This window comes from Agathobaculum sp. TL06, assembly GCF_054658635.1.
Map to the genome: position 1 here is coordinate 44,661 of NZ_BAAGGY010000011.1, position 25,496 is coordinate 70,156.

Below are 25,496 nucleotides of genomic sequence, written 5' to 3' on the forward strand. Positions count from 1 at the left end.
TTATGCTGATATTGGTCACCGGCGGCGCGGCGAGCGGCAAATCCGCACACGCGGAGCGGCTGCTGTGCGCGGCCGCGCAGGGCGCGCGCCTGTATCTGGCGACCATGCAGCCGTTCGGCGCGGCGGCGCAGGCGCGTATCGCCCGCCACCGCGCCCTGCGGCGGGGCAAAGGCTTTGAAACGGTCGAGCGCCCGCTCGGCCTCGCGGGGCTGGAGCTGCCCCGGCGGTACGACGGCATCCTGCTTGAGGACCTGGGCAACCTGCTCGCCAACGAGCTGTTCGATCCTGCGGGCGCGGGCGAGACGGCGTTCGGCAGCATCCTTGCAGGCATCGCGCATCTGCAAGACTGCTGCGAAACGCTGGCCGTCGTATCGAACGAGGTGTTTTCGGACGGGCTGGCCTACCCGCCCGAAACCGCGGCCTATATCCGCACGCTCGGGCGGCTGCACGCCGCGCTCGCCGCGCGCGCGGACGCGGTATACGAATCGGTCTGCGGCATCCTGCTGCCGCTGAAAGGGGAGCAAGGGATATGAAAAGCGCCTGGAGCGGCCTGCTGGTCGCGTTTTCGCTGTATTCCGCCGTACCCGTGCCGCAGGTGCGGTGGGAAAAGCGCACCATGCGCTGGGCGCTGTCCTTCCTGCCGCTCGTCGGCGTGCTGATCGGCGTGCTGGAAGGGCTGTGGCATATGTTCTGCGCGCGGTTCGGCGCGGCGGGGCTGTTTTACGCAGGGGGCGCGGCGCTCCTGCCGCTCGCGGTGTCGGGCGGCATCCATCTGGACGGGCTGTGCGATACCTGCGACGCGCTCTGCTCTTACGGCGACCGCGATAAGCGGCTGGCGATCCTGAAGGACCCGCATGTGGGCGCGTTCGGGCCGCTGTGGCTGGCGGCGTTTTTGCTGGCCGAGGCGGCGTGCTTCGCGCAGGTGTACGAGACGCCCGCGCTGCTGCCGCTCGCCTGCGCGGGGTTTGCGCTGGCGCGCACGCTGGGCGGGTGCAAGATCGTGCTTTCGCCCTGCGCCAAGGACACGGGGCTTGCGCATATTTTTGCGGAAAACAGCGACAAAAAGGCGGTCGCCGCCGCGCTGCTGCTTGAGTTCGCGGCGTTCGTAACGGCCGCCGGCCTGCTGGTGCGCGGCTTGCCGCAGGGCGTGCCGGCGGCGGGACTGCTGGCGCTCGTGCTGCTGCTGTGGTATGGGCTGCATGAGAAAATGAGCCGCCGTGTGTTCGGCGGCATCACGGGCGATCTTGCCGGTTTTTATATTTCACTTGCGGAGCTGCTGGCGCTGGCGTGCGCCGCGTTTGGAGGGATGGTGCTGTGACGGTTTTATTCATCGGCGGCGCGCATCAGGGCAAGGCCGCGCTGGCCGCACGGCTGTATCCGAACCTGCCGCTGGTCACCGGCCTGCACGCGCGCGTGCGGGACGAGATGGACGCGGGGCGCGACCCCATGACGCTGCTCGGCGGGCTGCGTGGCTGCGCCGTGACCTGCGACGAGGTCGGCTGCGGCGTCGTGCCGATGGACCGCGCGGACGAGGCCTGGCGCGAGGCGGCCGGCCGGCTGTGCTGCGCGCTCGCGGCGGAGGCGGACGCGGTCGTGCGCGTGACCGCGGGCCTGCCGCAATATATCAAAGGAGAGAGACCATGTATTTGACCTGCGTCGTACTGCTCGGCTTCGCGCTCGACTGGGTGCTGGGCGACCCGAACAGCGCCCTGCATCCCGTTTGCCTGATCGGGCGGCTGATTACGCGGTGCGAGCGCGTGCTGCGGCGGGTGTTCCCCCAAACGCCGCGCGGCGAAACCGCGGCGGGCGTGCTGCTGTGGCTCGTGGTGTGCGGGGCGAGCTTTGCCGCGCCGTTTTTCCTGCTGCGCTGGCTGCGGGGCGTACACTTCTGGCTGGGCTTCGGCGCGGAGACGCTGCTTTGCTGGCTGATTTTTGCGCGCAAAAGCCTGGCGGACGCGGGGCGGCACGTTTATACCGCGCTCGATGCCTCGCTGGACGAGGGGCGCAAGGCGGTCGCGATGTATGTCGGCCGCGACACCGGCGCGCTCGATCGGGAGGGCGTCATCAAGGCTGCGGTCGAGACCATCGCGGAAAACACCACCGACGGCGTGGTTGCGCCACTGGCCTATATGCTGCTCGGCGGCGCGCCGCTCGGCCTGCTGTATAAGGCGGTGAACACGCTGGACTCCATGGTCGGCTATCACAGTGACCAATACGAGTATCTGGGCAAGTTTTCCGCCCGTATGGACGATATATTCAATTTTATCCCCGCGCGGCTGGCGGCGGTATGCCTGATCGCGGGTACGGGCATGCTCGGCATGGACAACCGCAACGCGCTGCGCATTTTCCGGCGCGACCGGAACCGCCACAAAAGCCCGAACGCCGGACAGACCGAGGCGGCCTGCGCGGGCGCGCTGCATATCCGGCTGGGCGGGGACGCGAGCTATTTTGGCAAAACGGTCAAAAAGGCGGCGTTCGGCGATCCGGATAAGGAGGTCAGCCGCAGCGATATCCTGCGCGCGGCGGATCTGATGACAGCGGCGTCGGCGCTGGCGCTGGCGCTCGGCGCGGCGGTGCGGCTGACCGCCGGCTGGCCGCCGTTCGGATAAGGGAAAGGAGGCTGACGATGCCGGAATATGTACACGGCGGGGATGTGTATTCCTATGCCGAGCGGTACGGCGGCGAACCGCTTGAGCTGTCCGCGAATATCAGCCCGTTCGGCATTCCGGAGCGGGTCAGGCAGGCCATGCACGGGGCGATAGAGGACTGCGCGCGCTACCCCGACCCGTTCTGCCGTGCGGCGCGGCGCGCCATCGGCGCGGCCGAGGGCGTCCCCGACGGCTTCCTGTACTGCGGCAACGGCGCGGCGGATGTGCTCGACCGCCTGGCGGCAGCGCTGCGCCCCCGACGGGCGCTGCTCACCGCACCGGCGTTCGCCGAGTATGAGCGCACGCTTGCGGGCGCGGATATCCGCTTCCATTATCTGCGCGAGGAGGAGGGCTTTGCGGTCACGGAGCGCATTTTATCCGATATCACGCCTGAAACCGACGCGGTCTACCTGTGCAACCCCAACAACCCGACCGGCCGCACGGTCGAGCCGGCGCTGCTGCGCGCCGTCGCGGCGCGGTGCGCGGACGTCGGCGCGCGCCTGATCGTGGACGAGTGCTTTGTGGACTTCCTGCAGGACGCGGCGCGGCACACGCTGAAAGGCCTGCTGGCGGACAATCCGCATCTGCTTCTGCTGCGGGCGTATACCAAGCTGTTCGCGGTGCCGGGGGTGCGCTTCGGCTGGTGCATGACCGCGGACGCCGGCCTGATCGAAGCGCTGTACCGCGCGGGGCAGCCGTGGAACGTGTCGGCGGTCGCGCAGGCGTGCGCCGCGGCTGCGGCGGGCGAACGGGAATGGGCCGCGCGGGTCGCGGCGCGCATCGCGGAGGAACGCGCGCGGCTGTCCGGCGGGCTTGCGGCGCGCGGGCTGGCCGTCTGCCCGGGCGAAGCGAATTTCCTGTTGTTCCGGTCAGAGGACGCGGCGCTGCACGAAAAGCTCGCGGCGCGCGGCGTTTTGATCCGGAACTGCGCCAATTACCGCGGCCTGGGCGCGGGCTATTACCGCACGGCGGTCAGGAGCGGGGACGATACCGCGCGCCTGCTCGCCGCGCTGGACGCAATACGAAAGGAGGGGCGCTGATGGCAAGGTGCATCATGGTGCAGGGTACCTGCTCGAACGCGGGCAAAAGCCTGCTGTGCGCGGCGCTGTGCCGCATCTTCCGGCAGGACGGATACCGCGTCGCGCCGTTCAAATCGCAGAACATGGCGCTCAACTCCTTTATCACCGCGGAGGGGAAGGAGATGGGCCGCGCGCAGGTGGTGCAGGCCGAGGCGGCGGGTATCCCGCCCGATGTGCGGATGAACCCCATCCTGCTCAAGCCGACGAGCGACACCGGTTCGCAGGTGGTCGTCATGGGGGAGGCGCGCGGCAACCGCACGGCGCGCGAGTACTGGGGCAGGAAAAAGGCGCTGCTTCCGGTCGTCAGGGACGCTTACGACAGCCTGGCCGCGGAGTACGATATCATTGTGATCGAGGGCGCGGGCAGTCCGGCGGAGATCAACCTCAAGCAGGACGACATCGTCAACATGGGGCTGGCGAAGCTGGTGGACGCGCCGGTGCTTCTGGTGGGCGACATCGACCGCGGCGGCGTGTTCGCGTCGCTGTACGGTACGGTGGCGCTGCTCGAAGCGGAGGAACAGGCGCGCGTCAGGGGCCTGATCGTCAACAAATTTCGGGGCGACGTGGAGCTTCTGCGCCCGGGCCTGACACAACTGGAACGGCTGACCGGCAAGCCGGTCGTCGGCGTGGTACCCTATGGCCGGTTCGATATCGACGATGAGGACAGCCTTTCCGCGCGGCTGGAGGCGCGCGGAAAGGCTGCGCTGGTGCATATCGCGGTCGTGCGGCTGCCGAGGCTGTCCAACTTTACCGATTTCTCCCCGCTCGAACGGATGGAGGGCGTGGGCGTGCGCTATGCCGCCGCGCCGGAGCAGCTTGAGGGCGCGGACCTGATCCTGCTGCCCGGCACCAAATCCACGCTCGCGGACCTGAAATGGCTGCGTGAGAGCGGCATGGAAGCCCAGCTTCTCAAACGGCACGCGGCGGGCGTGCCGGTGTTCGGCGTGTGCGGCGGCTATCAGATGATGGGGCGCGCCGTATCCGATCCGGAAAACACCGAGGGCGGCGGCGCCATGCGTGGTCTGGGGCTGCTGCCGGTGGAAACCGTGTTCCGGCCGGTCAAGACCACGGCGCAGGCAAGCGGCGCGTTCGGCACGGTCGGGGGCGCGCTGCGCGGCTTATCGGGCGCGGGCGCGTCCGGTTATGAGATCCATATGGGCGAAACCGCGCGGGACGCGGACGCCCTGCCGCTGATCCGGCTGACGCGCGCGGACGGGACGGCGTTCTGGGACGGGTGCCAGGCGGGCAGCGCTTACGGCACCTACCTGCACGGCCTGTTCGACGCGCCGGACGCGGCGCAGGCGCTGGTGCAGGCGCTGGCCGCGCGCAGAGGCGTGACGCTGGCGGACACGGCCTGCGACACGGCGCGATATAAGGAAGAACAGTACGACCTGCTGGCGGATACCGTGCGGCGGGCGCTGGATATGGAGTATATTTACCGGATACTGGAGGGAAACGGATGAAAGGACTGATTCACTTGTACTGCGGCGAGGGGAAAGGGAAAACGACCGCCGCGGTCGGGCTGGCCGTGCGGTGCGCGGGGCATGGCGGCAGGGTAGTGTTCGCGCAGTTTTTGAAGGACGGGACATCGGGCGAGTGCCGCGCGTTGGCGGGGCTGAAAAACGTGACCGTGCTGGCGGCCAATCCGGTGGGCAAATTCTCCTTCCAGATGACGGAGGAGGAGAAGCGCCGGACCGCCGGCGCGATATCCCGCATGTTTGAGGCGGCGGTGGGCTTTGCCGTGCGCGAGGGCGCGCGCCTGCTCGTGCTGGACGAGGTGTGCGCGGCGGTATCCTGCGGCTTCCTGGAGGAGCGGGCGGTGCTGGCGTTTCTGGACGGCCGGCCGGAGACATTAGAGGTGGCGATGACCGGCCGCAGCCCCTCGGAAGCGCTGTGTGCGTGCGCCGATTATATCACGGAGATGGCCGCCCGCCGCCATCCGTTCGACCGCGGCGTGGCCGCGCGGGAGGGGATCGAATTTTGAACGGACACATGCGGCCGCAGGATATCGAAAAACGCTCCTTTGCCATTATCACGGCCGAGCTGGGGGAGCGGACGTTTCCGGATGGGGTGTCCGAAGTGGTCAAGCGGGTCATCCACACAACGGCGGATTTCGACTACGCGGACAGCCTCGCGTTTTCGCCCGACGCGGTCGGACAGGCCAGGGAAGCGCTGGCTTCGGGCGCGACCGTCGTGACCGATACGAATATGGCGCTCGCGGGCGTGAATAAGGCCGCGTTGCAGGCGCTCGGCGGGCGGGCGGTCTGCTACATGGCGGATGGGGCCGTGGCGCGCGAGGCCGGGGCGCGTGGCGTGACGCGCGCGGCGGTTTCGATGGAGCATGCTGCGCTGCTGGACGGCCCGCTCATTTTCGCTGTTGGGAATGCGCCGACCGCGCTGATCCGGCTGCACGAGCTGATCGCGGAGGGGGCGGTGTCGCCCGCGCTTGTGATCGGCGTGCCGGTCGGCTTTGTCAACGTGGTCGAGGCAAAGGAGCTTTTTATCGGCGGACAGACGCCGTATATCATCGCGCGGGGACGGAAGGGCGGCTCGAACGTCGCGGCGGCCATCGTCAACGCGCTGCTGTACCAGTTGATCGAACGGGAGGGGTTTTGAAGATGGGGAAAAAAGCGCTGGTGGTCGTCAGCTTCGGCACGGCCTGGCCGGAGGCGCGCCGCGCGATCGAAAAGCTGGAGGAGCGGCTGCGGCGTGCGTTCCCGACGCATGATTTTTACCGGTCGTTTACCTCGGGGATGGTGGCGCGCAGGATCGAGCGGGAGGCGGGCGTGCATATCCCGCAGCCGGAGGAGCTGTTGGAACGGCTCGCGGCGGCGGGCTACGACGAGGTGCGGTGCCAAAGCCTGCATGTCATTTTCGGACAGGAATATGAAAAGATGCTGCGCCAGCTCCGGCCGTTCTGCGGCCGCTTTGAGAAGCTGCTGGCGGGCGACCCGCTGCTGTGGGGGACGGGCGACTACCTGCGCCTGACCAAAGCCCTGCTCGCCCGCATGCCCCGGCTCGACAGGGACGAGGCCTATCTCTTTATGGGGCATGGTTCCGCGCATCCGGCGAACGCGGCGTACGCGCTGGTGGAAAACACGTTCCGCTACCACGGCGCGGAGCGCGTGTATGTCGGCACGGTCGAGGGCTTCCCGCATCTCGACTATGTGCTGTCCCGCCTGCACCGGCGCGAGATCGCGCAGGTTCACCTTGCGCCGCTGATGATCGTTGCGGGCGACCATGCGCACAACGACCTGGCAGGGGAGGGAGAGGACAGCTGGAAGAGCCGCCTGGAAAGCGAGGGCTATCAGGTGCAGACCCATCTGTATGGCCTGGGCGAGCTGGACGCGGTGGGGGATATCTTTGTCGACCACTGCAGACGCGCCGCGGCGCTGTAACGACTGACGGCAGAGGGAGGAAAGACCGAAACGGTCTTTCCTCCCTCTTTTTTTGCGCCCTGTTTTCCGCCCCGCAGGGATAAAATGCGCAAAAATACTATTCCCCCTCTTATTTTCCGGCAAAGCCTGCAAATTGTTTGGGATATACTGGAAAAACAAGGGAGGCATAACGAAAATGGACAAGCAGAAAACAAAAAGAGCGGCGCCGCAGCTCATCGGGCGCGCCGCGGCGCGGGCGGCGCAGCTTTGGAACGAGGAGCACCTGCATACGCTGCTGACCGGCGTGCAGCGGTTTGTGCTGTGCGCGGTGCTGACGCGCGGCGCGGTGCTCGGAGGTTATGCCCCTTTTGGTTTGGCGATGGCCTCCGCGCTGATGGCGCGCGGGGCGGGGCTGAGCGCGATCGGCGGCATGTTTTTCGGCGCGATGCTGCTCGGCGGCGGGATCAAAAGCGGGCTGTATGCCGCCGCGGCCCTGCTCGTGCTGTGTGTGATGAGCGTGTGCGCGGGGCTGCGCATCATGGAACGGCGCTGGTTCGCGCCCACGGTGGCGACGCTGTCCGGCGCGGCGTGTACCTTTGTGTTCCTGCCCGCGGGCGCGGCGCTCGACACGGCGGCGCTCCTGACCTTTATCGCCGTGCAGGGGCTGACCTTCGCCGCCTGCTGGGTCTATGGCGGGGCGCTTGCCCCGCCGCGCGAGGAGAACGACTGGAAACGGCCGGCCACCCTGCTGGCGGTAACGGCAACCGTCCTGCTGTCGCTCTCCGACCTGACGGTGTTCGGGCTGTTCTCGCCCGCGCGGGTCGTGGCGCTGCTGCTGGCGCTGGCTGCGGCTTACCTTGGCGGGTCCACAACAGGCGCGGCGGCGGGCGTGGCGTTCGGCGCGGCCATGGATCTCGCGGTCGGGTACGGCGCGCTGTTCACCTGCTGCTACGGTCTGTGCGCGCTGATCGCCGGCCTGTTCCGCGACCAGGGGCGGCTGTGGTTCGCGGTCTGCGCACTTGCCTCCGGCGTCTGCGCGGCGATGCTGGGCGTGGACCATGCGCTGTTTATCCCGCTGGTCATCGAGCAGGTCTGCGCGGTGGGGCTGTTCGCCGCGATGCCGCCGCTGGTGTGGAACGCGCTCCGGCAGACGCTCCTGCCCGACACGCTGATGGGAGAGTCCGCGCGGCAGCAGGTGCGACAGACCGCGGGCAAGTGTGCAACCGAGGCCGCGCAGGCGTTTTACGAAATGTATCTGGCCATGCTCAACGGCGTGACCGAGGGAAAAGCGGCGGGGGACCAGAATGTGCGGGCAGTATTCGACCGCGCGAGCGACAGGGTGTGCAAAAACTGCGTCCTCTGCTCGCAGTGCTGGCAGCGGGACTATGTGACCACGCTTTCCGCGCTCAACGACGTGACCCAGCCCATGCTCAAGCGGGGCAGGGCTGAGCTGTCCGACTTCCCGTACCATTTTGCGTCGCGCTGCGTGCATCTGCCCGAGCTGATGCGCGCGATCAACAGCGCGCTGTTTGCGCTCCGCGAGCGCCAGAGCCTTCGGCGGCAGCAGGAGGAAAACCAAAGCCTGCTGGCCCGGCAGTACGCGGGCATTACGGATATCCTCCGTCAGCTTGGCGCGGAGGCGACGCGGGACGTTGCCGCGCAGCCGGTGATGGAGAAGCAGGTGCGCCGGTACGCGGCCGCGTTCGGATGGATCGAGCGGGTCTGCGTGGTGCGGGACGCGCAGGGCAGGCTGGTGGTGGAGCTGTACGGCGACGGGATTCGGGATGTGCTGGAGCAGGGCGAGGGCTTTTCCGCGGGCCTGTCCGCGCTGCTGGGCGTCGGGCTGACAAAGCCCAAACGGGTGGAGGACGAGCTGGGGCCGCATCTGGTGCTGCGTGAGCGCGCGCCGTTCCGCGCGGTTGTCGGCATCGGGCGGCAGCAAAAGGAGGACGCGGCGGTTTCCGGAGACAGCGGATGCTATTTCCTGACCGATGCGGGCGTGGCCTGCCTGCTGCTCGCGGACGGGATGGGCTCGGGCGCGGCCGCGGCGCAGGACAGCCGGATGCTGGTCACCTCGATGGAGCGGTTCCTGCGTGCGGGGATCGCGCCGGCGGACGCGCTGAAAGCGGTGTCGCCCGCGCTGCGGCTGCGGTCGGACGGGACGCGGTTTGTCACGCTCGACGTGCTGACCGTCGACCTGTTCAGCGGGAAGGCGGAAAGCCTCAAATGCGGGGCCGCGCCCTCCTATCTGCGCGCGGGCGGTCAGTGGACCATGCTTTCCGGCAAGGCGCTGCCGGTCGGCCTGGCGGAAGAGGACGCGCTGGGCGAGCCGGTGCCGCTGCGCCTGGGGCATGGCGACCTGTACATCATGCTGTCCGACGGGATTTCGGATGGGCTGGATGACGGCTGGGTGCGCGAGCTGCTGGTCCGCCATGCGGGAGAAAGCCCGAAGGAGCTGGCAGCCCGCCTGGTGACCGAAGCGAAGGGGCGCGGGCATGACGACGACCGGACCGCGCTGGTGATGCGCATAGAACGGCTGTGAGACAAAAGCGGACGCAGATGTAAAAATACGGCGGGATATGGTTAAATCCCTCCCTTTTGGGCATACTTGCTGCAAAAGGGAGGGATTTACCATGGTCAAGGGCGTGAGCCGGCGCGTGGTGGTCGTGCAGCCGGATGCGCACGGCTTATTCGAACAGGCGATTTTTCTGGTGCGGGATTACACGGTTCCGCGCGGCGATGTGGTGCGCGAAGCGTGCAGGATTGCAAACGGGTATGCGGCGGGACGCTCCGCGCGCTATAAACGGCGCTTTGCATTCTGGCAGATCGCCTGCGCTTTTGCAGCGGGCTGTGTGCTTGCGAGCGCGGCCTGGTCGGTGATTTGGCTGCTGGCCTGACAAATCGGTCAGAACCGCTGAAAAATACGCCGGATTATTGGGTATTTTTGCGGCAGACAATTAATAATATAAAGACTGCTAATTAATGATAAATTTGAAAAGATAAAGGAGCTCATAAAATGACAAAGTATGTTTGCAAGATCTGCGGTTATATATATGACCCCGCCGAGGGCGATCCGGATAACGGCGTTGCGCCGGGTACCGCGTTCGCGGATCTGCCGGAGGACTGGGTATGCCCGCTGTGCGCGGTCGGCAAGGAGGAATTCGAGCCGGCATAAGCGGACGGGCGCGGAAACGGGCCGCTTCGGCGGTCCGTTTGTAAATAGATTGAAAATTGCGGCCTCTGTCACTTGTTTTGGCAGGGGCCGCTTGTTATACTATGCTTAATCAAGCGTTGGAGAGTGAGCGGGCGTATGACGGCCGAGGTGTTTTTTGACCTTTTCCACCAGTACGGGTTGATCCTGATCTGTGCGGTGATCTTTTGCGAATATATGAACCTGCCCGGCTTTCCAGCGGGGGTAATCATGCCATCCATTGGGGTGCTAATCGCGCAGAGCGAGCTGTCCCTGGTGCTGACGATCGCGCTGAGCGTGGTATTCGGCCTCCTCGGCAGCCTGGTGATTTACGGCCTGTGCTACTGGGGCGGCGAGCCGATCATGGAAAAGCTGTTCGGCAAAAGCGAGAAATTCCGCTCCTTTGTCAAAAGGTGCCATGCGTATATTGACGCGCAGCACGGGCGCGGCCTGGCGTTCTGCCGTATCATTCCGGTTTTGCGCACCATTGTTTCCATTCCGGCGGGGCTGATCCGGATGCCGGTCAAGTGGTTCGTCGGCTGGTCCGCGATCGGCATTGCGGCGTGGAACACCGCGCTGATCTCGTTCGGCTATTTCTTCAGCGAAAAAATATTATCCATGCTGTAAAAACTCCCGAAAGGGGGTTTTTTGTTTTGTCACCACTTTGCAATTTGCATTCAGTGGGGGCTTGTGATAAAATATACTGCGTCAAATTATGCGCAGTGGGGGAGAGACATGCAAATCGGTTCTGTTACGCTCGACGGGCGCCTGGTTCTGGCGCCGATGGCCGGAGTGACCGACCGCGCGTTCCGGCAGATCTGTCGGGAACACGGCGCGGCGCTTACCGTGACCGAGATGGTTTCCACCAAGGCGCTTTGCTATCAGGATAAGAAAACGCCCGCGCTTTTGTCGCTGGCGGCAGACGAGCATCCGGCCGCGGCGCAGATATTCGGGCATGAGCCGGAAACCATGGCCGAGGGCGCGCGGATTGCGCGCGCGGTGTCCGGCTGCGATATCATCGATATCAATATGGGCTGCCCCGCGCCCAAAATCGCGAACAACGGGGACGGGGCTGCGCTCATGCGCGACCCCGCGCTGGCGGCGCGCGTGATCGAAGCGGTCGTCAGTGCGGTCGATGTGCCGGTCACGGTCAAGTTCCGCAAGGGATGGGACGAGATGAGCGTGTGCTGCGTGGACTTCGCCCGCATGGCCGAGCGGTCCGGCGCGGCGGCGGTCACGGTACACGGGCGGACGCGCGCGCAGCAGTACAGCGGCACGGCGGATTGGGACGCGATCCGCGCGGTTCGGGAGGCGGTTTCCATACCGGTCATCGCCAACGGCGATGTGGCCGAACCGGAGGACGTGGTCCGCATCCTGCGGCATACCGGTGCGGATATGGTGATGATCGGCCGCGGCGCGCTGGGCGACCCGTGGATTTTCGAGCGTGCGAACGCGCTGCTGGAAACCGGCGTCTGCCCGCCGCTGCCGCCGTTTGCGGAGCGGATCGATACCGCGGTGCGGCAGATCGAGCTGGCGGCGGAGCAAAAGGGGGAGCGCGTCGCCATGCTGGAGGCGCGCCGCCATGTAAACTGCTATCTAAAACGGCAGAGCGGGCTCAAGGCCTTCAAAACACGCATTTGCGCGCTGGAACGGCTGGAAGAACTTTATCCGCTGGCCGAGGAGCTCAAGCGCGCTGTGCAGGCGTGACGGAGCCTGACATCAGGAAGGGGGCGGGAGCCCATGGACGAAAAACATTTGCTGGCGAGAGCGCGCCGCGGCGAGGTGGCGGCGTTTGAGGAGCTGGTGCGGCTGTATGAAAAGCGCGTTTACGCAGTCGCCCTGCGTTCGGCCGGCTCGCCGGAGGACGCGGCGGATATCGTGCAGGAGGTGTTCCTGCGCGCGTGGCGGTCGATCGAGTCCTTTCGGGGGGACAGCGGGCTTTCCACCTGGCTGTTCCGGATCACGATGAACCTGTGCGTCGATTTCGCGCGGCACAAGCATGCGCAGCCGCAGACCCAGCCGCTTGTGGGAGAGGACGACGCGGAGCGCCCGATACCGGATACCGCCCCCACGCCGGAGGAGCATCTGGAGAACAGCGAGCTTGGGCGCGAGCTGGCCGCTGCGCTGGACGAAGTGAGCGGCGAGCACCGCCAGATCGTATTGCTGCGCGACGTATCCGGCCTGAGCTACACCGAGATCGCAGAGGTGCTGGAGATCAGCGAGGGAACGGTCAAATCGCGCCTGTCGCGCGCGCGGCTTGCGCTGCGCACGGTTTTGCTGCGGCGGGGGAACCTTTTGCCGTCTACCGCGTCTAATGAATCGGAAGGAGGCGGGGACGCATGAGTGATAAGGAATATTATGAGCAGCTCTGCTCAAACAGCATTGACGGTACGCTGACCGATTCCGAACGGGAAAAGCTGGAGGCGCATCTGGCGGAATGCCCCTCGTGCGCCGCGCTGAAACAGGATTTGGAGCAGATGCACGCGTTGTTTTCGACCGAAGCGGCGCTTCCGGACGGGCTGCACGAAAAGATCATGCAGCGCGTGGAGCAGGAGGCGAAGCTGCGGGTCGTGCAGCCGGAAAAGCCGGCGCGCAGGCTGCCGGTATTCACCATGGTCGCGGCGGCGGCGGTCGTCGTGCTGGCGGTTCTGGGCGGCGGCGTGGGGCAGGTGTTCGGCATGGTGAACATGGGCGCGGGCGTCAACGCCTCGAACGCCTCCACGGCGGCAGGCGTCACGGAGGGCCTGGACATGAACGGCGACGCGCGGACGGCGATCGAGGACGCTGCGGACCAGGCGGCGCTGGCGACGGAGGAGAAGGCGGCGGATGCGTCGGCAGACGCCGGCGGCGCTCCGCCGGCGGAATCGGCGGCGACGGAATCATACAGCGTTCCGGAAAGCGGAGCGGAGAATCCGGCCGGAAAGGACGGCGGGGATCATGTGGACACGGCCGCGCCGGCGGGCGGCGGCGCAGTCGAGCCGCGGGATTCGGGGCCGGCAGTGATGCAGGCCGGCGGCGAGACGGAAGCCTTTTCTCTGCCGGAAGCGCTGAGCGGCGTAAGCGTGGCGCACTGCTACCTGGCAAGCGGCACGGGCGAGCTGCCGGATATCGGCGGGGAGCTGCTCTCCACGGATGAAACGGTATCTTATTTCCTGCTGGACAACAGTATGGACACGATCCAGGACACCTTTAAGGCGCTGGAGGAAGCGGGCTTTGCGGTTTCCGCGTACGAAGGACTGGGGCTGACGCTGGACAGCAAAGCGGAAAGCTGGCTCCTGATCGCGGCCGTCGGATAAGGCGGCTGCGGAAAAGGGAGGAAATACGGAAAATGGCGGCGCGGCCGCCATTTTTTGTGCCTGCGGCCGCAGGGATGCAATTTTGGAGGCTTTCACAAAAAAATTGCAGAAATTTTGTTCAAACGCTTGACTTTGGGAAATGCTTGTAGTAATCTATAAAGGCACCTGCAAAAGCGGGTAAAACGCGATGATGCCGGAGATTGCTGCCCTGCGCAGGTAACTTCGGCGGAGTAGGTCCGACAATCGGGCGGTTGAGATAACTGCTATCAGCCGAGAGGACAGAGCGCCTCCAGGCAAAAACGCAATGTTCCTGCGTAAATTCGGGACTTGCGGCGCGTGCGCCGCAAAGCCGATGGCCTGAACCACTTACGTTTCTTATTGTGACCGGATCGTTACACTATCAGTGCGCCCGGTTATTTTCATGCCCGACCGTGATACGCACGGCGGGGTTGCAGTTTCTCTCCGTAGCGAGTCAAAACATTATTTAATGTATGGCACACATACGAGGAGGAAAACCAAAATGGCAAACGCACAGAAGATCCGCATTCGTCTCAAGGCGTACGACCACGAGCTGATCGACCAGTCCGCGGAGAAGATCATCGAGACCGCCAAGCGCAACGGCGCGAAGGTCTCCGGCCCGATCCCGCTGCCGACCGAGAAGCAGATCGTCACCATCCTGCGCGCGGTACACAAGTACAAGGATTCCCGCGAGCAGTTCGAGCGCCGCACCCACAAGCGCCTGATCGACATCATCAACCCGAACCAGGCCACTATCGAGGCGCTGACCACCCTCGACCTGCCGGCGGGCGTGGAGTTTGAGGTAAAGCTGTAAAACCTCCAAGGGGGACCAGTCCCCCTTGGATACCGAAACGGTTCCGGAGAAACCGTTTCGGATAACCCCCTCGCGCTTGCACGGCAAGCGCGGTTCGGGACACGCGTCCCGAAGCAGCGGAACAAAAGCCCGGCAAAGCCGGACTTTTGTGGGGGATTGAAACGCGAAGCTGCGGCTTCGCGGGCTTCTCCATTTTCCATTGTCAACAGGCGGGCGGATTAACCCACCGCGCGCTTGAAGCCCTGCCGCGATACGCGCGGCGAGGTCATGTTGGCGGCCAAATGCCGTCAACCAATAACCTTTAAGGAGGAAAAACACTATGCTGCAGAAAGCAATCATCGGCAAGAAGGTCGGCATGACCCAGATCTTCAACGCTGACGGCAAGGTCATCCCCTGCACGGTGATCGAGGCAGGCCCCTGCGTCGTCACCCAGCTCAAGACCGAGGAAAAGGACGGCTACAACGCGGTTCAGTTCGGTTTTGAGGATATCAAGGAGCGCAAGCTCAACAAGCCGGAGAAGGGCCACCTGAAGAAGGCGGGCGAGTCTCTGAAGAAGTATCTCAAGGAGTTCCGCTTCGCGGACTGCTCCACTTTCCAGCTTGGCGATGTGGTCAAGGCCGACATGTTCGCGGAAGGCGACTATGTCGACGTGACCGGCACTTCCAAGGGTAAGGGCTACGCGGGCGTTATCAAGCGCTTCAACGCGGGCCGCTCCCCGATGAGCCACGGCGCCGGCCCGATGCACCGTCATCAGGGTTCCATGGGCGCGTGCTCCGACCCGTCCAAGATCATGAAGGGCAAAATGATGCCCGGCCACTTGGGCGCCGAGCAGGTCACCGTTCAGAACCTGGACGTTGTCAAGGTTGACGCGGAGCTTAACCTGATCGCCGTTTGCGGCGCGGTTCCGGGTCCCAAGGGCGGCATCGTAGTGCTCAAGAACACCGTCAAGAACAACAAGGTTGCCAAGGGCGAGGCTGGCGTCAGCAAGAACCCGCAGAAGGCTTCCGCGAGAAAGTAAGGGAAGGAGGAGCAACGAATGCCTACAGTAGCAGTTTTTGATATGACCGGCAAGAAGACCGGCGAGATGGAGCTTAACGAGGCCGTATTCGGCATCGAGCCCAACATGGCGGTTGTACACGCAGCGGTCAAGAATTACCTGGCCAACCAGCGCCAGGGTACGCAGTCCACGCTGACCCGCGCCGAGGTCCGCGGCGGCGGCATCAAGCCGTGGCGCCAGAAGGGTACCGGCCGCGCGCGTCAGGGTTCGATCCGCTCTCCGCAGTGGACGCACGGCGGTATCGCGCTCGGCCCCAAGCCGCGTTCCTACAATTACAGCCTGACCAAGAAGACCAAGCGCCTGGCCATGCTCTCCGCCCTGTCCGCCAAGGCGGCTGCCGGCGAGATCATCGTGATCGACGGGCTGGATATGGGCGAGATCAAGACCAAGAGCTTCGCGGGCTTCCTCAAGTCTGTTGAGGCTACCGGCAAGAGCCTGGTCGTCACCCCTGAGGTCCGCACGAACGTCGTCAAGTCCGCGGCCAACATCCCGGGCGTCCGCACGACGATCGCGTCCACCCTCAACGTATATGAAATCCTCAACGCCGACAAGTTCATCATCGACAAGGCGGCGGTCGAGAAGCTCCAGGAGGTGTACGCATAATGAAGTTCGCTTACGACATTATCAAGAAGCCGGTTATCACCGAGCGTTCGATGGAAGGCCTGCAGGACAACAAGTACACCTTTGAGGTCGCTGCCGACGCCGGCAAGATCGAGATCAAGAAGGCCGTAGAGCAGATCTTCGGCGTCAAGGTCATGAAGGTCAACACCATCAAGCTGCCGGGCAAGTGGAAGCGCATGGGCGTCCACGTCGGCAAGCGTCCGGACGTCAAGAAGGCGGTCGTCACCCTGACCCCTGACTCCAAGAAGATCGAGATCTTCGAGAACATGATGTAAAAGCGGATAGGAGGGACTCCGTCCCCCTATATTGCGTGAAAAGCTCCGAACAAACTTTTCACGATACGCCCTCTCGTCCGCGCAGCGGGCGAGGACGCGCCGCCGCGGCGCGATGAAATGACGCGGACCTGGTTCGCGTGTGTATGGGGATGCCACCCCGATAAGATACAGAGTTATTAAGGAGTTGAAAATCCAAATGGCTATCAAGACTTTCAACCCGACGACGCCCTCGCGCAGAAATATGACTGTGCTGTCCTACAAGGGCCTGTCCAAGGTGAAGCCCGAGAAGAGCCTTCTCGAAAAGGTCAAGAAGACCGCCGGCCGCAACAGCTATGGCCGCATCACCGTCCGCCACATCGGCGGCGGCAACAAGAAAAAGTACCGCATCATCGACTTCAAGCGTCAGAAGCTGGATATGCCGGCGACCGTCATGACGCTCGAGTACGACCCGAACCGCTCGGCCAATATCGCGCTCGTCCAGTATGAGGACGGCGAAAAGGCCTATATCCTCGCGCCGGACGGCCTCTCGATCGGCGACAAGGTCGTTTCCTCCAAGGATGCCGACATCAAGCCCGGCAACTGCCTGCCGGTTGAGTTCATTCCGGTTGGTACCATGATCCACAACATCGAGCTGTATCCCGGCAAGGGCGCGCAGCTGGTCCGTTCTGCCGGCGTCGGCGCGCAGCTGATGGCAAAGGAGAACGGTAAGGCGATGGTCCGTCTGCCCTCCGGCGAGCTGCGCTACGTCCGCCTCGAGTGCAAGGCGACGATCGGCGTTGTCGGCAACTCCGACCATGCCAACGTGCAGATCGGCAAGGCCGGCCGCACCCGCCACATGGGCATCCGCCCGACCGTCCGCGGTTCTGTTATGAACCCGTGCGACCACCCGCACGGCGGCGGCGAGGGCAAGAGCCCGATCGGCCGTCCGTCTCCGGTTACCCCGTGGGGCAAGCCGGCGATGGGTTACAAGACCCGTAAGAAGAACCACCGCACGGATAAGCAGATCGTGCGTCGTCGTAACGGCAAGTAAGAAAGGAGTTAACGTAATATGGGCAGAAGTGTCAAGAAAGGCCCTTTTGTGGCTCCTGAGCTTATCAAAAGAGTCGTTGAAATGAATGAAAAGGGCGAGAAGAAGGTCCTCAAGACCTGGTCCCGCGCTTCCACGATCTTCCCCGAGTTCGTCGGCCACACCTTCGCGGTGCATGACGGCCGCAAGCATGTTCCGGTGTATGTCACCGAGGATATGGTTGGTCACAAGCTGGGCGAGTTTGCTCCCACCCGTACCTACAAGGGTCACGCGGGCAGCAAGACCTCCAATAACGGCAAGTAAGGAGGAGTTAAGGAAACATGGAAGCAAGAGCTATTGTACGCAACGTGCGCATGACCCCGCGTAAGATCAAGCTGATCTGCGACCTGATCCGCGGCAAGGATGCGGGCGAGGCGATGGCCATTATCATGAATACCCCCAAGGCGGCCTGCGAGCCGATGGAAAAGCTCCTCAAGAGCGCGGTTGCCAACGCGGAGAACAACCATCACATGAACACCGACAAGCTGTACGTCAAGGAAGTACACGTCGGTCCCGGCCCGATCATGAAGCGCGTGATGCCGCGCGCCCAGGGCCGTGCGTTCAGAATCCTCAAGAGAACCTCGCACATCACGCTGGTTCTTGGCGAGAAAGAATAAGGGAGGGTAATCAATGGGCCAGAAAGTAAATCCGAACGGTCTCCGTGTCGGCGTTATCAAGAATTGGGATTCCCGTTGGTTCGCTAAGGACAATGTGTTCGGCGACCTCCTCGTGGAAGACTACAATATCCGTAAGGAACTGAAGAAGCGTCTGTACGACGCAGGCGTTCCGGCGATCGAAATCGAGCGCAAGAACGACGAGATCAAAATCATGATCCAGTGCGCGCGTCCCGGCATGGTTGTCGGCCGCGGCGGCGAGGATATCAAGAAGCTCGAGGAAGAGCTGACCCGCAAGTACGGCAAGAAGGTCCGCTGCTCGATCATCGAGATCAAGAATCCGGACACCAACGCGACCCTGGTCGCGGAGAACATCGCCGCGCAGCTTGAGAAGCGCATCGGCTTCCGCCGCGCGATGAAGCAGTCCATGGGCCGTGCCATGCGCATGGGCGCCAAGGGCATCAAGGTTTCCTGCGGCGGCCGTCTGGGCGGCGCGGAAATCGCCCGCACCGAGCACTATCATGAAGGCACCATCCCGCTGCAGACCCTGCGCGCGGATATCGACTATGGCTTTGCCGAGGCCGCGACCACCTATGGCCGCATCGGCGTAAAGGTTTGGATCTACAAGGGTGAGGTCCTCCACGGCGGTCCGCGTCTGGGCCGTTCGATCGAGGCTCCCAAGCCCGCTTTCGAGCGCCGCGAGCGTCGCGGTGGCCGTGACGACCGCCGTGGCGGCCGCCGCGACTTCAACCGTGGTAACGGCGAGCGCCGCGCGCCCCGCCAGGAAGGAGGCAACCGCTAATGCTGCTCCCCAAGAGAGTGAAATACCGTCGCGTGCATCGTGGCCGCCTCAAGGGCAAGGCCATGCGCGGCAACTTCGTATCCAACGGCGAGTACGGCCTGCAGGCCACTGAGCCGTGTTGGATCACCTCGAACCAGATCGAGGCCGCCCGTATCGCCATGACCCGCTACACCAAGCGCGGCGGTCAGGTATGGATCAAGATTTTCCCCGACAAGCCCGTGACCGAGAAGCCGGCCGAGACCCGAATGGGTTCCGGTAAGGGCTCGCCCGAGTACTGGGTCGCTGTCGTCAAGCCCGGCCGCGTGCTGTTCGAGATCGCCGGCGTTTCCGAGGAAGTTGCCCGCGAAGCGCTGCGTCTGGCCAGCCACAAGCTGCCGTGCAAGACCAAGTTCGTTGCCCGTGAGACCAAGAATGGCGGTGAAGCATGATGAAGGCATCTGAGATCAGAGAACTGACGGCCGAGGAGCTCGCCGCAAAGCTTGGCGACCTGAAGAAGGACCTCTTCAACCTCCGTCTTCAGCTCGCTACCAATCAGCTCGACAATACCAACAAGATCACCGAGGTCAAGCGCGACATTGCGCGCGTCAACACCGTAATCCGTGAGAAGCAGCTCGCGGAGAAGGCGTAAAGGGAGGGAAACGAATTGAGCGAAAGAGCATTACGCAAAACGCGAGTCGGCAAGGTCGTTTCCGACAAGATGGACAAGACCATTGTCGTCGCAATCGAGGATCGCGTAGCGCATCCTCTGTATAAGAAGGTTATTCCGCACACCTATAAGCTGAAAGCGCACGACGAGAACAACGAGTGCGGCATCGGCGACAAGGTAAAGGTGATGGAGACCCGCCCGCTGTCCAAGGATAAGCGCTGGCGCCTGGTCGAGATCATCGAGAAGGCAAAGTAAGGAGGAGAGCACATGGTTCAGCAGGAAACTTTTCTGCGCGCGGCTGACAACAGCGGCGCGAAGGAACTGAAGGTAATCCGTGTTCTCGGCGGCTCCGCACGCAAGTACGGCAATATCGGTGACGTAGTCGTCTGCTCGGTGCGCAAATGCACCCCGGGCGGCGGCGTGAAGAAGGGCGACGTGGTCAAGGCTGTGATCGTCCGCACCGTAAAGGGCCTGCGCCGCGCGGATGGCAGCTACATCCGCTTTGACGAGAACGCCGGCGTTATCATCCGTGACGATAAAAACCCCCGCGGCACCCGTATCTTCGGGCCTGTCGCGCGTGAGCTGCGCGACAAGGACTATATGAAGATCCTGTCGCTTGCTCCGGAAGTACTGTAAGGAGGTCGCCAACAAATGAATAATTTGCATGTAAAGACGGGCGACACCGCAGTCGTTCTTTCCGGCAAGGAAAAGGGCAAGCGCGGCAAGGTTCTGTCCGTAAACCCGAAAAAGGGTATGGTCGTGATCGAGGGTGTGAACATGATCAAGTGCCACACCAAGCCCCGCCGCCAGGGCGAGACCGGCGGCATCATCGAGCGCGAGGGCGCGCTGCGTGCCTGCAAGGTCATGCGCGTTTGTCCGAAGTGCAACAAGCCGACCCGTGTTGCGCACAAGTTTGCCGAGAACGGCGCGAAGCTGACGGTGTGCAAGCACTGCGGCGAGACGCTGTAAGAAGAGGAGGTTGCAATAAATGGTTCCGAATATGAAAGCGAAATATACTGCGGACGTTGCGCCTGCTCTGATGAAGAAGTTCCAGTACAAGAGCACGATGCAGATCCCGACGATCGACAAGATCGTCGTCAACGTCGGCTGCGGCAAGGAGGCCAACGGCAACGCCAAGGTCATCGAGTCCGTTGTCCGCGACATCGCTGCGATTACCGGCCAGAAGCCGGTCGTGACCCACGCCAAGAAGTCGGTCGCGAACTTCAAGCTCCGCGAGGGCATGCCGGTAGGCGTTAAGGTCACTCTGCGCCATGACCGTATGTGGGAGTTCCTGGACCGCCTGTTCAATGTTGCGCTGCCGCGCGTGCGCGACTTCCGCGGCATCAACGGCGACGCGTTCGACGGCCGCGGCAACTATGCCCTGGGCCTCAAGGAACAGCTGATCTTCCCGGAGATCTCCTACGACCAGATCGACAAGGTCCGCGGCATGGATATCGTTATCTGCACCACCGCGCAGACCGACGAAGAAGCGAAAGAGCTGCTCACGCTGATGGGCGCTCCGTTTGAGAAGTAAGGGAGGAGAATGATAAATGGCTAAGAAGTCGATGATCCTCAAGCAGCAGGCGAAGCCGAAGTTCTCTACCCGCGCTTACAACCGCTGCAAGATCTGCGGCCGCCCGCACGCGTACCTGCGTGATTTCGGCATCTGCCGTATCTGCTTCCGTGAGCTGGCCTACAAGGGCCAGATCCCGGGCGTGCGCAAGGCTTCCTGGTAAGCCTTGTGCCGATCAAAAGTCAGGTTTATGCCCTGACTTTTGATGAAAACAGAAGCCTGCTTCTGTTTTCTATCCTACTGCGCGCTTTCGCGCGAGAAGATTGCGAAAGCGGGCGCGCCATGCGCCCGCTTTTTTGCAGACTTTGCCGTATTTTGTCGGCAAAGACACTTTTATTGCGTTTTGACGGGAACGAAAGCTGAATGTTTGATAAAAATATGCACTTTGTTGCTTGTCAGAACGTTCAAAAACATGCTATAATTAGTCGATAGCCCGCTTTGCGGGCTTATCGGCTGTTATAAAAAACAGTTTCCCCGGCCGCTGTCCGTGGAAGGGCCACAGGCAGTGTAAAGAAAAGTGGGAGGCAAACAGGCCAATCAAGAGGGGACCCAACCCAGCCCCGCTCCGATTGCTGCACTACCCCCAAACTTCTTGAAAAGGAGAGCATTTATGCAGATCACTGATCCCATCGCGGATATGCTGACCCGTATCCGCAACGCCGGCAATGCTCGTCATGCCAGCGTGGACGTACCCGCGTCCAAAATGAAGAAGGCAATTGCCCAGATCCTGCTCGACGAAGGCTATATCAAGTCTTTTGAGACGCTCGAGGGCAACACGCAGGGCATCATCCGCATCACGCTCAAGTATGTGGACGGCCGCCAGAAGGCCATCTCCGGCCTCAAGCGCGTATCCAAGCCCGGCCTGCGTGTCTATGCCGGCGCACAGGAGCTTCCCAAGGTGCTCCGCGGCCTCGGCATTGCCATCATTTCCACGTCGAGAGGCGTCATGACCGACAAGAAGGCCCGCGAGCTGAACGTCGGCGGCGAAGTTCTCGCATTTGTATGGTAAGGGGAGGTATAAAATATGTCTCGAATTGGTAGAATGCCGATTGCCATCCCGTCCGGTGTGGAGGTCAAGATCGACGGCCACGTCGTAACGGTGAAGGGCGCAAAGGCAACCCTTACCCGCGAAATCCATCCGAACATGAATGTTGCGGTGGAGGGAAATGAAATCCTCGTCACTCGTCCGAACGACGACAAGCAGAACCGCGCGCTGCACGGCCTGACCCGCAGCCTGATCCACAACATGGTGGTGGGCGTGACCGACGGCTTCAAAAAGGAGCTGAGCGTGCAGGGCGTTGGCTACCGTGTCGCCAAGCAGGGCAAGGATCTGGTTATGAACCTCGGCTACTCGCACCAGGTTACGATGAGCGAGACCGACGGTATCACGATCGACGTTCCGAACCCGAACACGATCATCATCTCCGGTCCTGACAAGCAGAAGGTCGGCCAGTTTGCCGCGGAAGTCCGCGAGAAGCGTCCGCCGGAGCCCTACAAGGGCAAGGGCATCCGCTACGCTGACGAGTATGTCCGCCGCAAGGAAGGCAAGACCGGCGCGAAGAAGAAGTAAGGAAAGGAGAGGCGAAAAATGGTTTCGAAGAAGGATTCCAACAAGGCGCGTCTGCAGCGCCACAAGCGCGTGCGCGCAAAGATCAGCGGCACGGCCGAGCGTCCGCGTCTGGACGTTTACCGTTCTGCCAAGAATATTTATGCACAGGTCATCGACGATGTCGCCGGTGTCACCTTAGTCTCCGCCTCGACTGCCGAGAAGGACTTCACCGAGTACGGCGGCAACAAGGAAGCGGCCAAGAAGATTGGCATGCTGGTTGCCGAGCGCTGCAAGGCCAAGGGTATTGAGAACGTCGTGTTCGACCGCGGCGGCTATCTGTACCACGGCCGCGTGAAGGAGCTCGCGGAGGGCGCCCGTGAGGGCGGCCTGCAGTTTTAAGTCGGGAGGAGGTAAAACATGGCTCAGTTTAATAGAAACGATAAGCGCGAGGACGAGTTCTCCGAGAACGTCGTAGCGCTCAACCGCGTTGCCAAGACCGTAAAGGGCGGCCGTATCTTCAAGTTTGCGGCGCTGGTCGTCGTTGGCGACGGCAAGGGTACGGTCGGCTTCGGCCTGGGCAAGGCATCCGAAGTTCCGGACGCGATCCGCAAGGGCATCGAGGACGCCAAGAAGAACCTCGTCAAGATTTCCCTGAAGGGTACCACCATCCCGCATGAGGTGATCGGCGAGTTCGGCGCGGGCCGCGTCCTGCTCAAGCCCGCCGCTCCCGGTACCGGCGTTATCGCCGGCGGCGCGGTCCGTGCGGTCGTTGAGGCTGCCGGCATCAAGGACATCCGTACCAAGTGCCTGCGCTCCAACAACCCGCAGAACGTCGTTACCGCGACGATGGAAGGCCTGAAGAGCCTGCGCGACGCTGCCCAGGTGGCGGCGGTTCGCGGCAAAGCCGTAGAAGAACTGTAAGAAAGGGGTAACTCACAATGGCTAACATGAAGATTACCCTGAAAAAGAGCCTGGTCGGCCGCTTGGATAAGCACATTGCGACCGCTCATTCTTTGGGGCTTAAGAAGATCAACGATGTAACCGTTCAGCCGGACAACGCGCAGACGCGCGGCAAGGTTAAGCAGATCGGTTACCTGCTCGAAGTTGTAGAGGAGGCGTAACCCATGAAGCTTCACGAATTATCGCCTGCCGCAGGTTCCGTAAAGCCCGCTTACCGCAAGGGCCGCGGCGCCGGTTCCGGCAACGGCAAGACCGCGGGCCGCGGTCACAAGGGCCAGTGGGCTCGTTCCGGCGGCGGCGTCCGCCCGGGCTTTGAAGGCGGCCAGATGCCTCTGGCGCGCCGCCTGCCGAAGCGTGGTTTCAACAATATTTTCGGCACCACCTACGCACCGGTCAATGTTTCCGCTCTGGAGAAGTTTGAAGATGGCACCGAGGTCACCGCAGAAGCGCTGCGCGAGGCCGGTATCGTCAAGAATGCTCTCGACGGCGTCAAGATCCTTGGCAACGGTACGCTCACCAAGAAGCTGACGGTCAAGGCCGCGGCGTTCTCGGCGTCCGCAAAGGAGAAGATCGAAGCCGCAGGCGGAAAGGCCGAGGTGATTTAAGGTGTTTCAAACCCTTAAAAACGCCTGGAACATGCCGGAGCTGCGCAAGAAGATCCTGTATACGCTGTTTATCCTGCTGATCTTCCGCTTTGGCTCCTGCATCCCCGTGCCGTTCATCAACACCGAGCTGCTGGCGACCTACTTTGAGCAGTCGCAGGTGGCGGGGTCGATGCTCGGTTACCTTGATATGTTCACCGGCGGCGGTCTGTCCAACGCGACGATCTTCGCCATGTCCATCACGCCCTATATCAACGCGTCCATTATTCTGCAGCTGCTGACCGTCGCCATCCCCGCGCTTGAGCGCATGGTCAAGGAAGGCGGCGAGGAGGGACGCAAGAAGATCGCTTCCTGGACCCGCTATGTCGCGGTTGTCCTCGGCCTTCTGCAGGGCTTCTCCTACTATGCGCTGCTGCGCGGCAACGGCTTCCTGTCCAACACGAGCGTTCTTGCCGCGGCCGCGATCATCCTGACGTTCACCGCGGGTACCGCGCTGATTATGTGGCTGGGCGAGCACATCACCCAGAACGGCATCGGCAACGGTATCTCGATCATCCTGTTCGCGGGCATCGTTTCCCGCGGCCCGTCGCTGATCCGGACGCTGTACAACCTGTTCAAGCAGGGCGGCGGCAGCATCATTTCCGCGCTGCTGATGATCGTCATCGGCCTGGCCGTTGTCGTGTTCATCGTGTTCATGTCCAACGCGGAGCGCCGCATTCCGGTGCAGTACGCCAAGCGCGTGGTCGGCCGCAAGATGTACGGCGGCCAGTCCACCCACCTGCCGATCAAGGTCAACGCGTCCGGCGTTATGCCGATCATCTTCGCGTCGTCCATCCTGTCGCTGCCCCAGACCGTTTCGATGTTCTGGCAGCCGGCGGCCGGCACGGTCGGCTGGCATGTATTGAACCTGTTCTCGCAGTCCAACCCGTTCTATATCATCGTATACGGACTGCTGATCCTTGCGTTCGCGTATTTCTACGCTTCCATCCAGTTCAACCCGATCGAGATCTCCAACAACCTCAAGAAGAACGGCGGCTTCATTCCGGGCTTCCGTCCGGGCAAGCCGACGAGCGACTTTATCACCAAGGCGCTCGGCAAGGTCACCTTTGTGGGCGCGATCTTCCTGGGCATTGTTGCGATCCTGCCGCTGATCGTCGGCGCGATCTCCCCGAACCTCTCCAATGTGGCTCTGGGCGGCACGTCGGTCATCATCGTCGTCGGCGTTGCGCTTGATACTGTCAAGCAGCTGGAGGCACAGATGCTCATGCGCCATCACAAGGGCTTCTTGGAATAATGCTGGAGGCATACT

General features: G+C 63.0%; 38 protein-coding genes. All 38 read left to right on the forward strand.

Translation table 11 applies throughout. The annotated features are described in order from the left end of the window. Positions 1-2 precede the first annotated feature (2 nt). The 38 genes from ACYQ3S_RS08035 (at position 3) to secY (ending at position 25,481) form a co-directional block, all read left to right on the forward strand. On the forward strand, positions 3-533 hold the full coding sequence (locus ACYQ3S_RS08035) for a bifunctional adenosylcobinamide kinase/adenosylcobinamide-phosphate guanylyltransferase (protein ID WP_459688377.1): 531 nt from the start codon (positions 3-5) through the stop codon (positions 531-533). After that, positions 530-1,318 carry an adenosylcobinamide-GDP ribazoletransferase gene (locus ACYQ3S_RS08040; RefSeq protein WP_459688379.1) on the forward strand — a complete coding sequence of 263 codons (789 nt, stop codon included), beginning with the start codon at positions 530-532 and terminating at the stop codon, positions 1,316-1,318. The genes ACYQ3S_RS08035 and ACYQ3S_RS08040 overlap by 4 nt, the downstream gene beginning before the upstream one ends. Then, positions 1,315-1,650: a bifunctional adenosylcobinamide kinase/adenosylcobinamide-phosphate guanylyltransferase gene (locus ACYQ3S_RS08045; RefSeq protein WP_459688380.1), complete on the forward strand. Its 336-nt coding sequence runs from the start codon at positions 1,315-1,317 to the stop codon at positions 1,648-1,650. The genes ACYQ3S_RS08040 and ACYQ3S_RS08045 overlap by 4 nt, the downstream gene beginning before the upstream one ends. Next, a complete protein-coding gene (gene cbiB, locus ACYQ3S_RS08050) occupies positions 1,641-2,609 on the forward strand; it encodes an adenosylcobinamide-phosphate synthase CbiB (protein WP_459688382.1) in 969 nt (322 codons plus the stop codon). The genes ACYQ3S_RS08045 and cbiB overlap by 10 nt, the downstream gene beginning before the upstream one ends. Positions 2,610-2,626: 17 nt before the next feature. Continuing rightward, complete coding sequence (locus tag ACYQ3S_RS08055) at positions 2,627-3,688, forward strand: pyridoxal phosphate-dependent aminotransferase (RefSeq protein ID WP_459688384.1); 1,062 nt, start codon at positions 2,627-2,629, stop codon at positions 3,686-3,688. Then, positions 3,688-5,190 (forward strand): cobyric acid synthase, encoded by a 1,503-nt coding sequence (locus tag ACYQ3S_RS08060; RefSeq protein ID WP_459688385.1) that lies wholly within the window; start codon positions 3,688-3,690, stop codon positions 5,188-5,190. Before ACYQ3S_RS08055 ends, ACYQ3S_RS08060 begins: the two co-directional genes overlap by 1 nt. After that, positions 5,187-5,711, forward strand: coding sequence for a cob(I)yrinic acid a,c-diamide adenosyltransferase (locus ACYQ3S_RS08065; RefSeq protein ID WP_459688387.1), 525 nt, complete (start codon positions 5,187-5,189; stop codon positions 5,709-5,711). Before ACYQ3S_RS08060 ends, ACYQ3S_RS08065 begins: the two co-directional genes overlap by 4 nt. Before the next feature lie 8 nt (positions 5,712-5,719). Next, positions 5,720-6,343 carry a precorrin-8X methylmutase gene (locus ACYQ3S_RS08070; protein ID WP_459688463.1) on the forward strand — a complete coding sequence of 208 codons (624 nt, stop codon included), beginning with the start codon at positions 5,720-5,722 and terminating at the stop codon, positions 6,341-6,343. A gap of 2 nt (positions 6,344-6,345) precedes the next feature. After that, positions 6,346-7,125: a sirohydrochlorin cobaltochelatase gene (locus tag ACYQ3S_RS08075; protein WP_459688388.1), complete on the forward strand. Its 780-nt coding sequence runs from the start codon at positions 6,346-6,348 to the stop codon at positions 7,123-7,125. Positions 7,126-7,300: 175 nt separating this feature from the next. Next, positions 7,301-9,646, forward strand: a complete 2,346-nt coding sequence (locus tag ACYQ3S_RS08080; protein WP_459688389.1) for a SpoIIE family protein phosphatase — start codon at positions 7,301-7,303, stop codon at positions 9,644-9,646. 91 nt (positions 9,647-9,737) lie between these two features. Continuing rightward, positions 9,738-10,001: a hypothetical protein gene (locus tag ACYQ3S_RS08085; protein ID WP_459688391.1), complete on the forward strand. Its 264-nt coding sequence runs from the start codon at positions 9,738-9,740 to the stop codon at positions 9,999-10,001. A 119-nt stretch (positions 10,002-10,120) separates the two neighbouring features. Further along, the gene (rd, locus tag ACYQ3S_RS08090) at positions 10,121-10,279 is read left to right on the forward strand and encodes a rubredoxin (RefSeq protein WP_459688392.1); all 159 of its coding nucleotides are present in this window, start codon (positions 10,121-10,123) and stop codon (positions 10,277-10,279) included. Between the two features lie 123 nt (positions 10,280-10,402). Next, positions 10,403-10,921, forward strand: coding sequence for a DedA family protein (locus ACYQ3S_RS08095; protein ID WP_459688394.1), 519 nt, complete (start codon positions 10,403-10,405; stop codon positions 10,919-10,921). Between the two features lie 108 nt (positions 10,922-11,029). Then, positions 11,030-12,001, forward strand: a complete 972-nt coding sequence (gene dusB, locus ACYQ3S_RS08100) for a tRNA dihydrouridine synthase DusB (protein ID WP_459688395.1) — start codon at positions 11,030-11,032, stop codon at positions 11,999-12,001. Positions 12,002-12,034: 33 nt separating this feature from the next. Then, complete coding sequence (locus ACYQ3S_RS08105) at positions 12,035-12,637, forward strand: RNA polymerase sigma factor (protein ID WP_459688397.1); 603 nt, start codon at positions 12,035-12,037, stop codon at positions 12,635-12,637. Next, on the forward strand, positions 12,634-13,590 hold the full coding sequence (locus ACYQ3S_RS08110) for an anti-sigma factor family protein (RefSeq protein WP_459688399.1): 957 nt from the start codon (positions 12,634-12,636) through the stop codon (positions 13,588-13,590). Before ACYQ3S_RS08105 ends, ACYQ3S_RS08110 begins: the two co-directional genes overlap by 4 nt. Before the next feature lie 520 nt (positions 13,591-14,110). Next, entirely contained in the window at positions 14,111-14,422 is a 312-nt protein-coding gene (rpsJ, locus tag ACYQ3S_RS08115; RefSeq protein WP_054326972.1) for a 30S ribosomal protein S10, read from the forward strand. A 322-nt stretch (positions 14,423-14,744) separates the two neighbouring features. Further along, on the forward strand, positions 14,745-15,440 hold the full coding sequence (rplC, locus tag ACYQ3S_RS08120) for a 50S ribosomal protein L3 (protein WP_459688465.1): 696 nt from the start codon (positions 14,745-14,747) through the stop codon (positions 15,438-15,440). An 18-nt stretch (positions 15,441-15,458) separates the two neighbouring features. Beyond that, positions 15,459-16,082, forward strand: coding sequence for a 50S ribosomal protein L4 (rplD, locus tag ACYQ3S_RS08125; protein ID WP_054326971.1), 624 nt, complete (start codon positions 15,459-15,461; stop codon positions 16,080-16,082). After that, positions 16,082-16,375, forward strand: coding sequence for a 50S ribosomal protein L23 (gene rplW, locus ACYQ3S_RS08130; protein ID WP_054326970.1), 294 nt, complete (start codon positions 16,082-16,084; stop codon positions 16,373-16,375). The genes rplD and rplW overlap by 1 nt, the downstream gene beginning before the upstream one ends. 196 nt (positions 16,376-16,571) lie before the next feature. Continuing rightward, entirely contained in the window at positions 16,572-17,405 is an 834-nt protein-coding gene (gene rplB / locus ACYQ3S_RS08135; RefSeq protein WP_054326969.1) for a 50S ribosomal protein L2, read from the forward strand. A gap of 18 nt (positions 17,406-17,423) precedes the next feature. Beyond that, entirely contained in the window at positions 17,424-17,705 is a 282-nt protein-coding gene (rpsS, locus tag ACYQ3S_RS08140; RefSeq protein ID WP_054326968.1) for a 30S ribosomal protein S19, read from the forward strand. 17 nt (positions 17,706-17,722) lie between these two features. Then, positions 17,723-18,058, forward strand: a complete 336-nt coding sequence (gene rplV / locus ACYQ3S_RS08145) for a 50S ribosomal protein L22 (RefSeq protein ID WP_459688401.1) — start codon at positions 17,723-17,725, stop codon at positions 18,056-18,058. 13 nt (positions 18,059-18,071) lie between these two features. Next, the gene (gene rpsC, locus ACYQ3S_RS08150; protein ID WP_054326966.1) at positions 18,072-18,857 is read left to right on the forward strand and encodes a 30S ribosomal protein S3; all 786 of its coding nucleotides are present in this window, start codon (positions 18,072-18,074) and stop codon (positions 18,855-18,857) included. Next, positions 18,857-19,285 carry a 50S ribosomal protein L16 gene (rplP, locus tag ACYQ3S_RS08155; RefSeq protein WP_054326965.1) on the forward strand — a complete coding sequence of 143 codons (429 nt, stop codon included), beginning with the start codon at positions 18,857-18,859 and terminating at the stop codon, positions 19,283-19,285. Before rpsC ends, rplP begins: the two co-directional genes overlap by 1 nt. Beyond that, on the forward strand, positions 19,285-19,485 hold the full coding sequence (rpmC, locus tag ACYQ3S_RS08160) for a 50S ribosomal protein L29 (RefSeq protein ID WP_054326964.1): 201 nt from the start codon (positions 19,285-19,287) through the stop codon (positions 19,483-19,485). Before rplP ends, rpmC begins: the two co-directional genes overlap by 1 nt. A 15-nt stretch (positions 19,486-19,500) precedes the next feature. Then, positions 19,501-19,758, forward strand: coding sequence for a 30S ribosomal protein S17 (gene rpsQ, locus ACYQ3S_RS08165; RefSeq protein WP_054326963.1), 258 nt, complete (start codon positions 19,501-19,503; stop codon positions 19,756-19,758). Between the two features lie 12 nt (positions 19,759-19,770). Then, the gene (gene rplN / locus ACYQ3S_RS08170; protein ID WP_054326962.1) at positions 19,771-20,139 is read left to right on the forward strand and encodes a 50S ribosomal protein L14; all 369 of its coding nucleotides are present in this window, start codon (positions 19,771-19,773) and stop codon (positions 20,137-20,139) included. Between the two features lie 15 nt (positions 20,140-20,154). After that, entirely contained in the window at positions 20,155-20,472 is a 318-nt protein-coding gene (rplX, locus tag ACYQ3S_RS08175; protein WP_054326961.1) for a 50S ribosomal protein L24, read from the forward strand. 19 nt (positions 20,473-20,491) lie between these two features. After that, positions 20,492-21,037 carry a 50S ribosomal protein L5 gene (gene rplE / locus ACYQ3S_RS08180; RefSeq protein ID WP_459688404.1) on the forward strand — a complete coding sequence of 182 codons (546 nt, stop codon included), beginning with the start codon at positions 20,492-20,494 and terminating at the stop codon, positions 21,035-21,037. Between the two features lie 16 nt (positions 21,038-21,053). Continuing rightward, positions 21,054-21,239, forward strand: a complete 186-nt coding sequence (locus ACYQ3S_RS08185) for a type Z 30S ribosomal protein S14 (RefSeq protein ID WP_031475639.1) — start codon at positions 21,054-21,056, stop codon at positions 21,237-21,239. Between the two features lie 447 nt (positions 21,240-21,686). Further along, positions 21,687-22,085, forward strand: a complete 399-nt coding sequence (gene rpsH / locus ACYQ3S_RS08190) for a 30S ribosomal protein S8 (protein WP_054326959.1) — start codon at positions 21,687-21,689, stop codon at positions 22,083-22,085. 15 nt (positions 22,086-22,100) lie between these two features. Continuing rightward, positions 22,101-22,646, forward strand: coding sequence for a 50S ribosomal protein L6 (rplF, locus tag ACYQ3S_RS08195; protein WP_054326958.1), 546 nt, complete (start codon positions 22,101-22,103; stop codon positions 22,644-22,646). Between the two features lie 18 nt (positions 22,647-22,664). Beyond that, positions 22,665-23,024, forward strand: coding sequence for a 50S ribosomal protein L18 (gene rplR / locus ACYQ3S_RS08200; protein WP_054326957.1), 360 nt, complete (start codon positions 22,665-22,667; stop codon positions 23,022-23,024). A gap of 18 nt (positions 23,025-23,042) precedes the next feature. Beyond that, positions 23,043-23,546 (forward strand): 30S ribosomal protein S5, encoded by a 504-nt coding sequence (gene rpsE / locus ACYQ3S_RS08205; RefSeq protein WP_054326956.1) that lies wholly within the window; start codon positions 23,043-23,045, stop codon positions 23,544-23,546. Positions 23,547-23,563: 17 nt separating this feature from the next. Continuing rightward, complete coding sequence (rpmD, locus tag ACYQ3S_RS08210; RefSeq protein WP_031472218.1) at positions 23,564-23,746, forward strand: 50S ribosomal protein L30; 183 nt, start codon at positions 23,564-23,566, stop codon at positions 23,744-23,746. A 3-nt stretch (positions 23,747-23,749) separates the two neighbouring features. Continuing rightward, positions 23,750-24,190 (forward strand): 50S ribosomal protein L15, encoded by a 441-nt coding sequence (rplO, locus tag ACYQ3S_RS08215; RefSeq protein WP_459688406.1) that lies wholly within the window; start codon positions 23,750-23,752, stop codon positions 24,188-24,190. Between the two features lies 1 nt (position 24,191). Next, positions 24,192-25,481 carry a preprotein translocase subunit SecY gene (gene secY / locus ACYQ3S_RS08220; RefSeq protein WP_459688407.1) on the forward strand — a complete coding sequence of 430 codons (1,290 nt, stop codon included), beginning with the start codon at positions 24,192-24,194 and terminating at the stop codon, positions 25,479-25,481. Positions 25,482-25,496 lie beyond the last annotated feature (15 nt).

What these genes read in the sequence shown, in the direction of transcription:
- rplO (WP_459688406.1), top strand. Translation starts at nt 23,750, where the DNA reads ATGAAGCTTCACGAATTATCGCCTGCCGCAGGTTCCGTAAAGCCCGCT.
- rplW (WP_054326970.1), top strand. Translation starts at nt 16,082, where the DNA reads ATGAAGTTCGCTTACGACATTATCAAGAAGCCGGTTATCACCGAGCGT.
- ACYQ3S_RS08075 (WP_459688388.1), top strand. Translation starts at nt 6,346, where the DNA reads ATGGGGAAAAAAGCGCTGGTGGTCGTCAGCTTCGGCACGGCCTGGCCG.
- rpsC (WP_054326966.1), top strand. Translation starts at nt 18,072, where the DNA reads ATGGGCCAGAAAGTAAATCCGAACGGTCTCCGTGTCGGCGTTATCAAG.
- rplN (WP_054326962.1), top strand. Translation starts at nt 19,771, where the DNA reads ATGGTTCAGCAGGAAACTTTTCTGCGCGCGGCTGACAACAGCGGCGCG.
- ACYQ3S_RS08065 (WP_459688387.1), top strand. Translation starts at nt 5,187, where the DNA reads ATGAAAGGACTGATTCACTTGTACTGCGGCGAGGGGAAAGGGAAAACG.
- rplF (WP_054326958.1), top strand. Translation starts at nt 22,101, where the DNA reads ATGTCTCGAATTGGTAGAATGCCGATTGCCATCCCGTCCGGTGTGGAG.
- ACYQ3S_RS08185 (WP_031475639.1), top strand. Translation starts at nt 21,054, where the DNA reads ATGGCTAAGAAGTCGATGATCCTCAAGCAGCAGGCGAAGCCGAAGTTC.
- rpsE (WP_054326956.1), top strand. Translation starts at nt 23,043, where the DNA reads ATGGCTCAGTTTAATAGAAACGATAAGCGCGAGGACGAGTTCTCCGAG.
- dusB (WP_459688395.1), top strand. Translation starts at nt 11,030, where the DNA reads ATGCAAATCGGTTCTGTTACGCTCGACGGGCGCCTGGTTCTGGCGCCG.
- rpsS (WP_054326968.1), top strand. Translation starts at nt 17,424, where the DNA reads ATGGGCAGAAGTGTCAAGAAAGGCCCTTTTGTGGCTCCTGAGCTTATC.
- ACYQ3S_RS08080 (WP_459688389.1), top strand. Translation starts at nt 7,301, where the DNA reads ATGGACAAGCAGAAAACAAAAAGAGCGGCGCCGCAGCTCATCGGGCGC.
- rpmD (WP_031472218.1), top strand. Translation starts at nt 23,564, where the DNA reads ATGGCTAACATGAAGATTACCCTGAAAAAGAGCCTGGTCGGCCGCTTG.
- rplB (WP_054326969.1), top strand. Translation starts at nt 16,572, where the DNA reads ATGGCTATCAAGACTTTCAACCCGACGACGCCCTCGCGCAGAAATATG.
- ACYQ3S_RS08110 (WP_459688399.1), top strand. Translation starts at nt 12,634, where the DNA reads ATGAGTGATAAGGAATATTATGAGCAGCTCTGCTCAAACAGCATTGAC.
- rplR (WP_054326957.1), top strand. Translation starts at nt 22,665, where the DNA reads ATGGTTTCGAAGAAGGATTCCAACAAGGCGCGTCTGCAGCGCCACAAG.
- rpmC (WP_054326964.1), top strand. Translation starts at nt 19,285, where the DNA reads ATGAAGGCATCTGAGATCAGAGAACTGACGGCCGAGGAGCTCGCCGCA.
- rplX (WP_054326961.1), top strand. Translation starts at nt 20,155, where the DNA reads ATGAATAATTTGCATGTAAAGACGGGCGACACCGCAGTCGTTCTTTCC.
- ACYQ3S_RS08060 (WP_459688385.1), top strand. Translation starts at nt 3,688, where the DNA reads ATGGCAAGGTGCATCATGGTGCAGGGTACCTGCTCGAACGCGGGCAAA.
- ACYQ3S_RS08085 (WP_459688391.1), top strand. Translation starts at nt 9,738, where the DNA reads ATGGTCAAGGGCGTGAGCCGGCGCGTGGTGGTCGTGCAGCCGGATGCG.
- ACYQ3S_RS08040 (WP_459688379.1), top strand. Translation starts at nt 530, where the DNA reads ATGAAAAGCGCCTGGAGCGGCCTGCTGGTCGCGTTTTCGCTGTATTCC.
- ACYQ3S_RS08105 (WP_459688397.1), top strand. Translation starts at nt 12,035, where the DNA reads ATGGACGAAAAACATTTGCTGGCGAGAGCGCGCCGCGGCGAGGTGGCG.
- rpsJ (WP_054326972.1), top strand. Translation starts at nt 14,111, where the DNA reads ATGGCAAACGCACAGAAGATCCGCATTCGTCTCAAGGCGTACGACCAC.
- ACYQ3S_RS08070 (WP_459688463.1), top strand. Translation starts at nt 5,720, where the DNA reads ATGCGGCCGCAGGATATCGAAAAACGCTCCTTTGCCATTATCACGGCC.
- ACYQ3S_RS08055 (WP_459688384.1), top strand. Translation starts at nt 2,627, where the DNA reads ATGCCGGAATATGTACACGGCGGGGATGTGTATTCCTATGCCGAGCGG.
- rplE (WP_459688404.1), top strand. Translation starts at nt 20,492, where the DNA reads ATGGTTCCGAATATGAAAGCGAAATATACTGCGGACGTTGCGCCTGCT.
- cbiB (WP_459688382.1), top strand. Translation starts at nt 1,641, where the DNA reads ATGTATTTGACCTGCGTCGTACTGCTCGGCTTCGCGCTCGACTGGGTG.
- rd (WP_459688392.1), top strand. Translation starts at nt 10,121, where the DNA reads ATGACAAAGTATGTTTGCAAGATCTGCGGTTATATATATGACCCCGCC.
- rplV (WP_459688401.1), top strand. Translation starts at nt 17,723, where the DNA reads ATGGAAGCAAGAGCTATTGTACGCAACGTGCGCATGACCCCGCGTAAG.
- rplD (WP_054326971.1), top strand. Translation starts at nt 15,459, where the DNA reads ATGCCTACAGTAGCAGTTTTTGATATGACCGGCAAGAAGACCGGCGAG.
- rplP (WP_054326965.1), top strand. Translation starts at nt 18,857, where the DNA reads ATGCTGCTCCCCAAGAGAGTGAAATACCGTCGCGTGCATCGTGGCCGC.
- ACYQ3S_RS08035 (WP_459688377.1), top strand. Translation starts at nt 3, where the DNA reads ATGCTGATATTGGTCACCGGCGGCGCGGCGAGCGGCAAATCCGCACAC.
- rpsH (WP_054326959.1), top strand. Translation starts at nt 21,687, where the DNA reads ATGCAGATCACTGATCCCATCGCGGATATGCTGACCCGTATCCGCAAC.